General features: G+C 63.5%; 11 protein-coding genes. 4 read left to right on the top strand and 7 right to left on the bottom strand.

What is annotated here, in order from left to right; genetic code table 11:
* The first annotated feature begins 806 nt into the window (after positions 1-806).
* The 3 genes from U1R88_RS26190 (at position 807) to U1R88_RS26180 (ending at position 4,667) form a co-directional block, all read left to right on the top strand.
* The gene (locus tag U1R88_RS26190) at positions 807-2,744 is read left to right on the top strand and encodes a M23 family metallopeptidase (RefSeq protein WP_322433893.1); all 1,938 of its coding nucleotides are present in this window, start codon (positions 807-809) and stop codon (positions 2,742-2,744) included.
* Positions 2,745-2,848: 104 nt separating this feature from the next.
* Complete coding sequence (locus U1R88_RS26185; protein WP_322433892.1) at positions 2,849-4,144, top strand: ATP-binding protein; 1,296 nt, start codon at positions 2,849-2,851, stop codon at positions 4,142-4,144.
* The gene (locus U1R88_RS26180) at positions 4,125-4,667 is read left to right on the top strand and encodes a response regulator transcription factor (RefSeq protein WP_322433891.1); all 543 of its coding nucleotides are present in this window, start codon (positions 4,125-4,127) and stop codon (positions 4,665-4,667) included. The genes U1R88_RS26185 and U1R88_RS26180 overlap by 20 nt, the downstream gene beginning before the upstream one ends.
* Before the next feature lie 4 nt (positions 4,668-4,671).
* On the opposite strand, the gene U1R88_RS26175 is transcribed toward U1R88_RS26180, so the two are convergent.
* From U1R88_RS26175 to cyoA, 5 genes are read right to left on the bottom strand one after another with little or no spacing between them, the layout of a single operon-like run.
* Entirely contained in the window at positions 4,672-5,403 is a 732-nt protein-coding gene (locus U1R88_RS26175; RefSeq protein WP_425545485.1) for an SURF1 family protein, read from the bottom strand.
* Between the two features lie 10 nt (positions 5,404-5,413).
* Positions 5,414-5,791, bottom strand: coding sequence for a cytochrome o ubiquinol oxidase subunit IV (cyoD, locus tag U1R88_RS26170; RefSeq protein WP_068290624.1), 378 nt, complete (start codon positions 5,789-5,791; stop codon positions 5,414-5,416).
* Complete coding sequence (gene cyoC, locus U1R88_RS26165) at positions 5,788-6,414, bottom strand: cytochrome o ubiquinol oxidase subunit III (RefSeq protein ID WP_322433899.1); 627 nt, start codon at positions 6,412-6,414, stop codon at positions 5,788-5,790. The genes cyoD and cyoC overlap by 4 nt, the downstream gene beginning before the upstream one ends.
* Positions 6,415-6,431: 17 nt before the next feature.
* Complete coding sequence (cyoB, locus tag U1R88_RS26160) at positions 6,432-8,441, bottom strand: cytochrome o ubiquinol oxidase subunit I (protein ID WP_322433890.1); 2,010 nt, start codon at positions 8,439-8,441, stop codon at positions 6,432-6,434.
* Between the two features lie 30 nt (positions 8,442-8,471).
* The gene (gene cyoA, locus U1R88_RS26155) at positions 8,472-9,662 is read right to left on the bottom strand and encodes a ubiquinol oxidase subunit II (RefSeq protein WP_425545484.1); all 1,191 of its coding nucleotides are present in this window, start codon (positions 9,660-9,662) and stop codon (positions 8,472-8,474) included.
* 171 nt (positions 9,663-9,833) lie between these two features.
* Here cyoA and U1R88_RS26150 point away from each other — a divergent pair, with 171 nt between their 5' ends.
* A complete protein-coding gene (locus U1R88_RS26150; RefSeq protein WP_082979851.1) occupies positions 9,834-11,168 on the top strand; it encodes an MFS transporter in 1,335 nt (444 codons plus the stop codon).
* Between the two features lie 24 nt (positions 11,169-11,192).
* Here the strand turns inward: U1R88_RS26150 and U1R88_RS26145 are convergent, their stop codons facing one another.
* Both U1R88_RS26145 and U1R88_RS26140 read right to left on the bottom strand, forming a co-directional pair.
* Positions 11,193-12,485, bottom strand: a complete 1,293-nt coding sequence (locus U1R88_RS26145) for an NAD(P)/FAD-dependent oxidoreductase (RefSeq protein WP_322433889.1) — start codon at positions 12,483-12,485, stop codon at positions 11,193-11,195.
* Between the two features lie 119 nt (positions 12,486-12,604).
* Positions 12,605-13,444 (bottom strand): IclR family transcriptional regulator, encoded by an 840-nt coding sequence (locus tag U1R88_RS26140; protein WP_322433888.1) that lies wholly within the window; start codon positions 13,442-13,444, stop codon positions 12,605-12,607.
* Between the last annotated feature and the right edge of the window lie 67 nt (positions 13,445-13,511).

The raw sequence follows: 13,511 nt of genomic DNA, 5'->3' as shown, positions 1-13,511 counted from the left end.
TCAATGCCGGTTTCCCAACATCCGCAAGGACATCGTCGCCTACGCTTCTCTTTCTTCCGATGCAATTGTCAAATAGCCGGAACGAGCTGAACTCGTTCAATCTTCCAGACGCCTCATCAACCCAGCTCTCACCAGGTTCAGAACCTTGCGATCTTAAGCAGAAGAGGCAACAAATCAGCCCCGCCGCTCATTCGCGGCAGCGCCGTCCGTCGATGGGTGCTGTATAGAGGGGCTCTTTCTGCCCGTCAACAGCCGATTTCATTTTTTTGACGGTTGCATGACGCTTTTTTTGGAGGGCCTTTGGAAAGCTACCCGGCGCGCCCCGCTAACCGCTTGTTGCTACATGGATATTCGACACGGGTATTTCAAGCCCTGGGCAACACCACCTCCCTGTTCAGGAGCCCGCCGGCTCTCGACACGCAACCGCCCCGCCTTCCCTTCGAGCAAGGATCTCGCCTTCGCGCGCACCGGTGTGTCCTCGCGCGCGAGCTTGATTAGGTTACCCCTCGGATCCTGTCTCAGCCCTCACTCGAGCGGCTTCCCGATCATCACTTCCGCCCCGAATTTCATGGAATTGTCATGCACCGCCCCAAATCGGCCCAATTGATCAGGGGTTAAGATGGATCTGGAATTGACCGGCGCGCCCGGCTAGGGCACGGTCCGCCCCCAAGGAAAGGGCAACTTCCTACCAACCATGCGCCCGCCTCACGCCTCGGCGTTTTGGGTTCAGCGTATTTCTGGCGGAACGATCGAATTTGTCACCACGGACGACCTATAGAGACAGGCGGCAGGATCGGTACGGGATCGTGGATCCCGGAACGCAGGCGCCGCTTTCGGCAGATGGCGGGCGTGCGCCCGACCGGCGCAAGGTCTCGATCCGCTGGCTGACGGGAACGGTCCTCACCGGCCTGTGCGGTGCCGGCCTGATGGGCGGAGCCGTCTATGCCGCGCTGGACGGCGAATACAGCGTGGGCCATGCCCCGCAGATCGCCCCTGCCGTCGTGCGCGAGAGCGAGGCCCAGACCTCTACCCAGAAGACCGATCGCATCCTGATCCAGACCGATACGATGGAAGCGCACCAGGTCATCCGTGTCTCCACCACCACCAAGGTGGGCGACAAGGACGTCATCAAGGTCAAGCCCTTCGCGCGCGTGCTCGCCAGCCTGCAGATTGCTTCCGGGCCCCTCGCCTCCCAGGTGCCTCCTTACAATCCCCAGGCTCTTTCCGCCGATCCGGATGCGGCCCTGGCGCCCGCCACCGCCCATGTCGAGCAGGCACCCGACGATGGTGAGGTCACCGTGGCCAACCGCGACCTTGTCGGTGTGAACTTCCAACCGACCTCCGGCCCCTTGCTGCCCGACGAGCAGGTCCTCGCCCTGGTGCGGGCACAGACCCAGGGCAACGATCCCGCCGCCGCGATCATCCCGCCGCAATTCGTGGCGCTCGCCGCCGACGACGATCGCGCCGAGAGTGCCGATTTGACGGCCCTGCGCGAGACCGACGTGCAGACCGACCCGGACTCGGCACTCAAGATCACCATCGTGCCCGAGAACTTCACCAACATCGCCAAGACAGCGCCCGAAGTCTCCTCCCGCGAGCAGACCATCACGGTGGAGGACAAGGACACGCTCGCCGGCATTCTGGGGCGCCTCGGCGCAACACCGCAGGAAGTCCAGGAGATCGCCAAGGCGCTCGGCGATGCCGGAAAGCTGCATGGCGGGCTGCGCCTGCGGGTTCTGGTCGCTCCGGGCGAGGAGGACCCGCATTCCAGGCCCGTACGCCTGTCGGTCTACAATGCCGACAAGCATCTGGGCACCGTGGTGCTCGCCGATACCGGCGGCTATGTTTCCGTGCAGGATCCGAGTTCGACCGACATCGCCGCCAACGCCCAGGACAATCAGGGCGGCGACGACGAGGATGAAGGCGACAGCGGTACCGGCATCCGCCTCTATTATTCCATCTACGAGACGGCCCTGAAGCAGCAGGTGCCCAAGGAAATGATCGAGCGCCTGCTGCGCGTCTATGCCTATGACGTCGATCTCACCCGACACACCCGGCCGGGCGACAATTTCGAGCTCTTCTACGAGCAGGACGACGCCGGCAATCCGGTCGGCGACATCCTCTACACGGCGCTGACCGTGAATGGCGAGCTCAAGCGCTACTATCATTTCGCCAGCCCCGACGACGGCCAGGTCGACTATTACGACGAGGACGGCAAATCGGCGCGCAAATTCCTGACCCGCAAGCCGATCAATGGCGGCGAGATGCGCTCCACCTTCGGCATGCGGCGCCATCCGATCCTCGGCTATTACAAGATGCATACCGGTGTCGACTGGGCCGACCGGGTTGGCACGCCGATCCTGGCCACCGGCAACGGCACCATCGTCAAATCCGGCTGGACCAACGGCTATGGCCGCCACATCGAGATCCAGCACGCCAACGGCTATCTCTCGACCTATTCGCACATGAACAGCTTCGCTTCGGGCACGGGTGTCGGCGCCAAGGTCAAGATGGGTCAGGTCATCGGCTATCTCGGCCAGTCGGGCCTGGCGACCGGACCGCATATCCATTACGAAGTGAAGATCAATGGCAGCTTCGTCGATCCGATGCGCATCAAGCTGCCGCAGGGCCGCGAGCTCAATGGCGAACTGCTCGCCTCCTTCAAGGCCGAGCGCGACCGCATCAACGCCCTGATGAGCAAGGCTCCGGTTGCCGAGATCGCAACCGGCACCAACAAGAGCTGAGGTTGGGCAGCCGTCGGCAATGGCTCGACGGCGATCCACCCCCGCGGCATTTTCGCCAACCGTGCTGCTATCAACTTTTCTGGAAAACACTCTAGTAAGTTGTCATGACCGCCATTCGTGACACCACCGACCGGAAAAACCTCGCCCTGCTGATCCAGCTGCGCTGGCTCGCCGTGATCGGGCAGGTGATCACCATACTGTTCGTCGACCTCGTGCTCGGCATTCCCCTGCCGCTGTTCGAGATGGCCGTGGTGGTCGGTTTCCTGGTGGCGCTCAACATCGTCGGCCTGGTCAGGCTGCGCAGCCAGGGCCTGGTGGGCAATACCGAGCTCTTCCTCGAGCTCATGCTCGACGTCGCCGCGCTCACCGTGCAGCTTTATCTGAGCGGCGGTGCCTCCAATCCCTTCATCTATCTCTACCTCCTGCAGGTCATCATCGGCGGCGTCCTGCTGGAAGCGTGGTCGACCTGGACGCTGCTGGCGGCCACCAGCGCCTGTTTCGTCGGCCTGGCAACCTTCAACCGCCCTTTGCCGATCCCGGCGGGGAACGGCACCGACTTGGCCGACCTGCATGTCCAGGGCACCTTCATCTGCTTCGTGCTGGCGGCGATCCTGCTGGTATTCTTCGTCACCCGCATCAACCGCAACCTGCGCGCCCGCGACGCCCATCTGGCAAGCCTGCGCCAGCAATCGGCCGAGGAGGATCATATCGTCCGCATGGGCCTGCTCGCCTCAGGCGCCGCCCATGAGCTCGGCACACCGCTGGCGACGCTCTCGGTGATCCTGAGCGACTGGCAGCGCATGGAGATGTTCAGCCGGGATGAGGAGATCGCCGCCGAACTCGCCGAAATGCGGGGCCAGCTCGACCGCTGCAAGACGATCGTCACCGGCATCCTGATGTCATCGGGCGAGGTGCGCGGCGAAGGCACCCGGCGCACCAGCGTGATCAGCTTCTTCAACGAGCTCGTCGAGGAGTGGCGCACCAGCCGTTCCCCCGCCCGCCTCGACTACAACAACACCTTCGGCACCGATGTCTCCATCGTCTCGGACGACGCCCTCAAGCAGGTGGTGTTCAACATCTTCGACAATGCGCTCGAAGCCTCGCCCAATTGGGTGGGTATCGCCCTGGAGCGGCGCGGCGACGGGCTAACGCTCTCTGTCACCGACGCAGGGCCGGGTTTCGGCAAGGACATACTGGATCAGCTCGGAAAACCCTATAATTCCAGCAAGAATCGGCCGGGCGGCGGGCTCGGCCTGTTCCTGGTCGTCAATGTCGCCCGCAAGCTCGGCGGCACCGTCACGGCCAAGAATCTGCTGAACGGCGGCGCCCTGGTCGAACTGACCCTGCCGATGGCGACGCTATCGCCCGAAGGAGCAATCGATGCCCCCCTCCCCGGCTGAACGCCGCCTCATCATCGTCGAGGACGATGCGACCTTCGCCCGGACCCTGCGCAAATCCTTCGAGCGGCGTGGCTATGCCGTCGAGGTCGCAGCCGGTCTCGAACCGATGCAGGCCTTGCTCGCGGGCCATGCACCGAGCTTTGCCGTGGTCGATCTCAAGCTTGCCAGCGGCTCGGGCCTCGAATGCGTGAAGGCGCTGCATGGCCACGACGAGACCATGAAGATCGTGGTGCTGACGGGCTTTGCCTCGATCGCCACCGCCGTCGAGGCGATCAAGCTGGGGGCTTGCCATTACCTGGCCAAGCCCTCCAACACCGACGACATCGAGGCGGCCTTCCAGCGCAGCGACGGCGACACCAGCGTGCCGACCACGCAGACCCCGACCTCGATCAAGAATCTGGAATGGGAACGCATCCACGAGACGCTGGTGGAGACGGAGTTCAATATCTCCGAAACCGCGCGCCGCCTCGGCATGCACCGGCGCACCCTGGCGCGCAAGCTGGAGAAGCGGCGGCTGAAATGAGGAGTTACCCTGCTCTTCTCTCGCGCAGGGTATAGACCAGCCCGCCAAGCGTCATGAGGGCGAGCGCGAACCAGGTCAGCGCGTAGACCAGATGGTTGTTGGGCAGATCGACCACCGTCATGCCGCCCGTCGGAATTTCGCCGGACCGCTTCCGCTCGGCGTCGATGAAATAGGGAGCGACGGCACCGAGTCCACGTGCGGCGGCGATTTCAGCCACGTCGCGCGAATACCAGCGATCGGCGCTGGGATCGTTGCTGCGCAGGAAGGCGCCCTTGGGCTCGCTGAGCCGCAACAGCCCCGTCACCTCGGCCGGCCCGGCAGCATTCCCGGCCTTGGCGCGCTCTTCCGGCAGCACGAAGCCGCGATTGACGAACACCACGAAGCCCTGCTCCGTCTTCAGCGGCGACAATGTCCAGAAGCCGCCTCCTCGTGCCGTGGTCGCCTGCACGAAGACGGGTGGCCGATCGAGGAATTCACCCACCAGGCGGATGCGGCGGTAGGCGTCCTTGTCGGCAGCGATCGCTGGCCATGTTGCCGGGCCCGGCGGTGGCGCGGGCTCGGCATGGATACGGGCGTCGATGCGGGCGATCAGGTCGAGTTTCCAGCCGAGGCGCTGGACCTGCCACACGCCCAGGGCACAAAAGCCGGCAAAGGCGACGACGAGCGCCGCCACCATGACGGTGAAACCACGTCGCGAACGTGGTGGCTGGTCCGGCCGGCCACCCGGCGTCGTCATCGCATCGGGCTCACGGCATGTTGCGCATGTCATGTGCCGAGATCGGCATCATGTTGTTGACGAGGTGGTACATCACCCACAGCGAACCCGTCAGCGTGATCACCACCAGCACGATGGTGAAGATCAGGGCCATCAGATTCCAGCCGCCCTCGGACTTGGCGTCCATGTGCAGGAAATAGATCATGTGCACGACGATCTGGATCACTGCCAGCGAGATCACGATCAGCGAGGTCGCGACCTTGGATTCGAGCGCCCCCGTCATCACTAGCCAGAACGGGATGAAGGTCAGCACCACCGAAAGGCCGAAGCCGATCAGATAACTCTTGCGCGAACCATGCGAGGAGCCGTGCTCGTCGTGGTGGGAGTCTTGGTGGGTGTGGGCGCTCATCGCAGCATCCCCATCAGATAGACATAGGTGAAGACGCCGATCCAGATGACGTCCAGGAAGTGCCAGAACAGGCTCAGGCACATGAGGCGCCGGCGGTTCGCCGAGGTCAGGCCGTAGCGGGCGACCTGCACCATCAGGGTGAACAGCCAGAGGATGCCGGTGGAGACGTGCAGGCCATGCGTGGAGACCAGCGTGTAGAAGGCGGAGAGGAAGCCGCTGCGCTGTGGCGTCGCCCCCTCATGGATCATGTGCGAGAACTCGTAGAGTTCGATGCCCACGAAGGCCATGCCGAACAAGGCGGTGACCAGGAGCCAGGCCTGGGTCGAGCCGACCTTGTTCTCCTGCATCGAGATCATGGCAAAGCCATAGGTGATGGAGGAAAGCAGCAGCATCGAGGTGTTCAACGCCACCAGATTGAGATCGAACAGGTCCTTCGGGGAAGGACCGGCGGCGTAGTTGCCGCCGAGCACGCCATAGGTGGCGAACAGGATCGCAAAGATGAGGCAGTCGCTCATCAGATAGATCCAAAAGCCGAGCATGGTGCTCGACCCTTCCGGATGATGCGGCTCTTCCGGCAGGTGGAAGACCGGCGCCTGGCTGTCTGCGGCGTCGGTCTGCGGCATCAGGATGGTCTGCGACATCAGCGTTCTCCTGCCGCCGCCAGCAGGCGCGTGCGGGCATTCTCGGCGGTGGCCACCTCCTCGGCGGGGATGTGGAAGTCGCGGTTGTAGTTGAAGGTATGGATGATGATCGCAGCCAGCAGGGTGACGAAGCTGGCGATGGCGAGCCACCAGACATACCAGATCAGAGCGACGGCGCAGACCGCGCTCAAGCCGGCCAGGATGATGCCGGCCCCGGTGTTCTTGGGCATGTGGATGGGCTTGTAGCCCTCCAGCGGACGCCTGTAGCCACGACGCTTCATGTCCGCCCAAGCATCGAGATCATGCACGACCGGGGTGAAGGCGAAATTGTAGGCCGGCGGCGGCGAGGAGGTCGACCATTCCAGCGTGCGGGCGTCCCAGGGATCGCCCGTGACGTCCTTGAGTTCCTCGCGCTTGCGGAAGCTCACGAAGAACTGCATCAGCATGGCGGCGATGCCGACGGCGATGATGGCGGCGCCGCAGGCGGCGATCACGAACCAGATCTGCAGGGACGGGTCCTCGAAATGGCTGACGCGCCGGGTCACGCCCATCAGGCCGAGGATATAGAGCGGCATGAAGGCAACCCAGAAGCCGACGACCCAGCACCAGAACGAGATCTTGCCCCAGAACGGATCGAGCCGGAAGCCGAAGACCTTGGGGAACCAGTAGTTGACGCCGGCGAACATGCCGAACAGCACGCCCCCGATGATCACATTGTGGAAATGGGCGATCAGGAACAGCGAATTATGCAGCACGAAGTCGGCCGGCGGTACGGCCAGCAGCACGCCCGTCATGCCGCCGATCACGAAGGTGAGCATGAAGGCAAGCGTCCACATCATCGGCAGCTCGAAGCGGATGCGGCCGCGATACATGGTGAACAGCCAGTTGAAGATCTTCGCGCCGGTCGGGATCGAGATCACCATAGTGGTGATGCCGAAGAAGGAGTTGACGCTGGCGCCAGAGCCCATGGTGAAGAAGTGATGCAGCCAGACCAGGTAGGACAGGATGGTGATCACCACCGTGGCATAGACCATCGAGGTGTAGCCGAACAGGCGCTTGCCGCAGAAGGCAGCCGTCACTTCCGAGAAGATGCCGAAGGCCGGCAGGATGAGGATGTAGACCTCCGGATGGCCCCAGATCCAGATGAGGTTCACATACATCATCGGATTGCCGCCGAGGTCGTTGGTGAAGAAATTGGTGCCGACATAGCGGTCGAGCGACAGCAGTGCGAGCACGGCCGTCAGCACCGGGAAGGCGGCGACGATCAGCACGTTGGTGCACAGCGCCGTCCAGGTGAACACGGGCATGCGCATCATCGTCATGCCGGGCGCGCGCAGCTTGACGATGGTCGCGATCAGGTTGACGCCCGATAACAGCGTCCCCACGCCCGCGACCTGCAGGCCCCATATGTAGTAGTCGACCCCGACATCCGGACTATAGGCGATACCCGAAAGAGGCGGATAGGCGAGCCAGCCCGTCTTGGCGAATTCGCCGACGAACAGCGACATCATCACGATGGCCGCGCCGGCCGCCGTCATCCAGAACGAGAAATTGTTGAGGAAGGGAAAGGAGACGTCACGCGCGCCGATCTGCAGCGGCACCACGAAGTTCATGAAGCCGGTGACAAAGGGCATCGCCACGAAAAAGATCATGATGACGCCATGCGCCGTGAAGATCTGGTCGTAGTGATGGGGCGGCAGATAGCCCTCGGACCCGCCGAAGGCGATCGCCTGCTGCAGGCGCATCATGATCGCATCGGCAAAGCCGCGCAGCAGCATGACCAAAGCCAGCACGATATACATCACGCCGATGCGCTTGTGGTCGACGCTGGTGAACCATTCGCGCCACAGATAGCCCCAGACGCGGAAATAGGTCAGGGCACCGAGGAGGCCGATGCCGCCGATGGCCACCATGGCGAAAGTCGCGACCAGGATCGGCTCGTGATAGGGGATGGCTTCCAGCGTAAACCGACCGAAGATCGGGCTCACCGCAACCGTTTCAGAAGACATGGCAAAAACCGCTCGCGAATGAGGTTGCACTTAGCCGGGCTGCGCAGCGGAGAGCTGCGTCGGCTGGCGGGAGGCTGGCGGGAGGGAGAGACCGGCCCCGGCGATGCCGGCCGACCGGGAGCTGAGGGCAGGCACGCCGCTCTTCCACGCATCGAGCGCGCCGGGCCGCGGCACCTCGCAATAATCGGAAACGTAGTAGGGGTCCGGACCGAGCACAGCACCGCGACGGGCATATTTGTCGTGGAGCAGCGGGCGGACATTGTTGATGCCCTCCTTGCCGAGACCACCCTTGGCATCGATCGCCATCATCTTGTCCATGCACATCTTGTCGGGTTTGTTGGGGTCGACGCACATGTTCAAGATGGCGCGATAAAGATCAGGCGCCACCGCATTGTAATAGCGCACCGGCACGTTCTGGCTCGGCTTTTCCAAGGCGAGATAGGCTGCGCGATCGAGCGCGCCCTCTCCCCCGCGCGCCTTGGCGATCCACTGGTCGAAGCCGGCCTGGTCGACCCCATGGAAGCGGAAGCGCATGCCCGAGAAGCCGGCGCCGCTGTAGTTGGACGAAATGCCTTCATACTCGCCCGGTGCGTTGATCACCGCATGCAGCTTGGTCTCCATGCCCGGCATGGCATAGATCATGCCCGCCAGCGCCGGCACGTAGAAGGAGTTCATGACGGCCGAGGCGGTGATCTTGAAATTGATCGGCCGGTCGACGGGAGCCGCCATCTCGTTGACGCTGGCCACGCCATATTCGGGATAGATGAACAGCCATTTCCAGTCGAGCGCGACGACCTGGACCTCGAGCGGTTTGACCTCCTTGGTCACCGGCCTGCCCGCGGCCACGCGTTCGAGCGGCCGGTAGGGATCGAGCAGATGGGTTCCCGTCCAGGTGATCGCGCCGAGGATGATGATGATCAAGAGCGGAGCCGCCCAGATCACCAGTTCGAGCTGGGTCGAATGGTCCCAATCCGGCTCGTAGCGCGCCGTCTTGTTGGACTGGCGATAGCGCCAGGCGAACAGCACCGTCAGCGCCATCACCGGGATGATGATCACCAGCATCAGCACGGTGGAGAACACCAGGAGATCGCGCTGCTGGGCGGCGATGTCGCCGGAGGGACTGAGCACCACGGCATTGCAGCCCGCCAGCAGGCCCGCCAGAGGCAGTGCCATGGCCAGGCGGGCGAGCTTGCGCAAGCGGACGGAGCTAAGGGACGGCATTCGGGATAGCATTCGCATGTCGTGCCGATACGCCTCCGGTTTCAGGCTGCCCATTGGACATTTTGTCCAATGACAATATCATCATGAAGACGGCAATAGGTACGCAAGGGACCCCCATACTGCACGGCTTCCGTCGAGCGGGCTAGGGTCTTTGGAGAAAGCCGAGGGACGATGAGCACCACGACTTCCATGCATCCGGCCGGGGCCGCCGGCCAGCACGGCGCCAAGCGTCACACCATCACGCCCAGCGAGATCGCCATCGGCGTGATCATCGGCCGGACGTCGGAATATTTCGACTTCTTCGTCTATGCCATCGCTTCCGTGCTGGTGTTCCCCAAGCTTGCCTTCCCGCATCTCGATGCGCTGACGGGCATGCTCTATTCCTTTGCGATCTTCGCCCTAGCCTTCATCGCGCGTCCCTTCGGCTCGGCGCTGTTCACCCTGTTCGACCGGCATTACGGCCGCGAGGTCAAGCTGACCATCGCGCTCTTCCTGCTCGGCGGCTCCACCGCGGCAATCGCCTTCCTGCCCAATCACGGCACCATCGGCGCCTGGGCCGGCGTCCTGCTGGCGCTGCTGCGCATCGGCCAGGGCATCGCGCTCGGCGGCAGCTGGGACGGCCTGCCGGCCCTGCTCAGCCTGAACGCCCCGGAAGGCCAGCGCGGCTGGTGGGCGATGATCCCGCAGCTCGGCGCCCCGCTCGGCCTGATCGTCGCCAGCGGCCTGTTCGCCTTCTTCTACACCGAGCTCAGCCCGGGCGACTTCCTCGACTGGGGCTGGCGCTATCCCTTCTTCGTGGCCTTCGCCATCAATGTGGTGGCGCTGTTCTCGCGCCTGCGTATCATCGCCACGCCCGAATATGCCGAGATGTTCCAGAGCCAGGAACTGCAGCCCAAGCCGATCGCGGAGACGGTGGCTGCCCAGGGCCGCACCATCATCATCGGCTCCTTCGCGCCGCTGGCGAGCTTCGCCCTGTTCCACATGGTCACGGTGTTCCCGCTTGCCTGGGTGGTGCTGGAGACCAATGAGAGCGTGGTGCAGTTCCTGATCATCGAGATCTTCAGCGCCCTGTTCGGCCTCGCCGCCATCGTCGCCTCCGGCCCGATCGCCGACCGCTTCGGCCGGCGCAACCTGATCGCGGTCTGTGCCATGGCGATCGCCATCTATTCGGGCTATGCGCCGCAATTGCTGAACGGCGGCCAGACGGGCGAGCTCATCTACATGATCGGCGGCTTCATCCTGCTCGGCCTGACATTCGGCCAGGCTTCGGGTGCGGTGAACATGAATTTCCCGATCCACTACCGCTACACCGGCGCGGCCCTGACCTCGGACCTCGCCTGGCTGTTCGGCGCGGGCTTTGCCCCCTTCGTCGCCCTGGCGCTGGCCGCCTGGTTCGGCCTCGCCTCCTCCGGCGTCTACCTGCTCTCGGGCGCGGTCTGCACCCTGATCGCGCTGTGGATCAACCTCGAAGGCATTCGCAAGGGCACCAGCGATTCGAAGGATTGATCGATATTGCGACTTTGCCGGCCTCTACATTTCGAGGCCGGCGCGATGCCGTTCATAGGCTGAAATCACCCGGAACCCCATGGCGCGGAAAGGTTCGGGTGCGATCCAGTTGGCCAATCCCAGCGAGGCGAACAATTCGCTCTGGTCGCCATGCCCCGTCATCATTTCAGCCATATGCTTGCCCAGTAGCGTCCCCTTGACGATGCCGCCGCCATTGCACCCGCCGGAAGCATAGAGGTTTTCGTCGACCCTGCCCCACCAGGGCGAACCGTTCATGGTCAGGGCCGTCGTACCGCCCCAGACATATTCGAAGGGCACATGGCGCAGCGCGGGCCAGCGGCGCTCGAAACGCGTCCTCAAGGCGCGGATGACGCGCGGCTCGTCGAGTTCGTCCTCATAGGAATAGAGGCTGCGCACCATCAGCCGGTTGGGGCCGATGCGGCGCAGGGTGGTACCCAGACGATGCGAGGGCAGGACGCCCCAGTCGTCATCGGCGCCGGCCCAGCGGCTGTCGGCATCCGGAATCGCCGCGGTAACTGCCGCATAGGTATAGATCGTCACCAGGCGCGATTTCAGATAGCCGAATTTTGTAATGAAGCCATTGGTGGCGAGCACGACCTTGTCGGCAGTGACCGCGCCATTCGGCGTTTCCAGCCGCCATTTGCCGTCAAGGCGCATGCCAAGCACCGGAGTGTTCTCGTGGAGTGCCACCTGCGATGGCAGCGCGTCGGCCAAGCCGCGGATCAGGGCGGCAGGCTGCAGCAGGTAATTATCCTCCAGATGAAGGCCGATGGTGTAATAGGCCGTGCCAATCCGCCGCTCCAGATCGTGGCGAGACAGCACCTCGTGCGGGATGGCGTTCTTGCGGGCAACCTCGCGGGCCACCTCCACGACCGATCTGCCGCGTTCGGTTGCCGCCGTTCGGATATAGCCGGTGCGCTTGAGCTGGCAATCGATGTCATGGGCCTCGATCCGATCCTTGAGCCAGTCGAACCCTTCCGCCTGATAGCGTGACAGGATTTGCGCCTTCGCCGCCATTTCATCGGAAGCGTCCTTGGGCATCACCCTTCGGCCGAGGAAGCCGGAATTGCGGGCCGAGGAGCCCTCGCCCACCCTGCTGGATTCGAGCAGCGCGATCTCGGCAGTAGGGTCGAGTTCGGCAAGACGCCACGCCGCCGCCACACCAGTATATCCTGCCCCGATGACGGCATAGCGAACCCGGATGTCGCCCTCCAGCGCGGCACGGGCCTCCCGCACCGGCAGCATCGCATTCCATCCGCAATGGCTGGAATAGGTCGGATAGGTCAGACGCGCCATCGTGCACTCCTGAAAATCTTCATCGCATCCCCACTTCCACCGCATCGGCGCGAATGGCGGCGGCTCGCCCCCGGGCTCGAACGGGGCCTGAACCGTCCTTCGCCTTTCGCCACGCTGCCCTAGCTCCGACCCGAGGAGGCAGGCTTGGCGAATGCCAGGCTGCGCATGGGGTGGCGCAACGTCATGTCGAAGGGATTGAGGCGCTGGCTGAGTTCCTCTGCCTCGGCTTTCATCACCTTGACGACACCGGCAAGCCGGCTCTCCGTCAGCCGTTCGGCAAGCGTGCCCACGCTAAGCGAAGCGACGGCCAAGCCGCGTGCGTCGAAGACGGGAACGCCGACGCCCGCCATGCCGGGAATCAAGCCCGAGTTGAGATCGGCCCAGCCCTGGTCACGGGCCTTGGCGATCGCCACCCGCAAGGTGGCTTCGTCCAGGAAGCCCTTGTCGATCAGCCGGGGCATGTTGAAGCGGATCACGGCCTCCTGTTCCGCCTCGGGAAGGTGGGAGAGAATGGCCAGGCTCCCTTGCCCCAGTCCCAGCGGTACCTTGCCGCCAATATCGCCGGTGAACGAGCGGATGGGATAGGGCCCCTCGACAAGATCGAGGCAGACGGCGTCAAAGCCGGTACGAACCAGCAGAAAAATGGACTCGCTCAGCGTCGCCGAGAGCCGCAGCAAGGTCGGCCCGGCCAATCTGCGCAGCCCGCTCGATTCCCCGATCCGCGCCGCCAGGACGAAAAATTCGAGGGCCGGCCGGTAACGCTTGCTCCCGGACACCTGTTCGACGACGCCTTCCAGGATCAGATCCTGCAAGAGCCGGTGGACCATCGACTGCCCATAGCCCACCACCTCGCCAATATCCTTCAGGCGCATTCCTTCCGGCGGACCGCCAGCCAGGATGCGCAAGAGCTCCAGAGCCCGCCTTACGGTGGAAATCGCCGTGTCGTCGGAAGCGACCATATCAATGGCATTCCTTATTTCAGAAAATTTTAGTCATAATATATATAATTTTTCTATATATCAGAAT

It is taken from the genome of Labrys sedimenti (assembly GCF_034424805.1).
In the GTDB taxonomy this organism is placed as follows: domain Bacteria; phylum Pseudomonadota; class Alphaproteobacteria; order Rhizobiales; family Labraceae; genus Labrys; species Labrys sedimenti.
The sequence above is the reverse complement of the archived record's forward strand: the minus strand, read 5'-3'. Positions and strand labels throughout refer to the sequence as shown.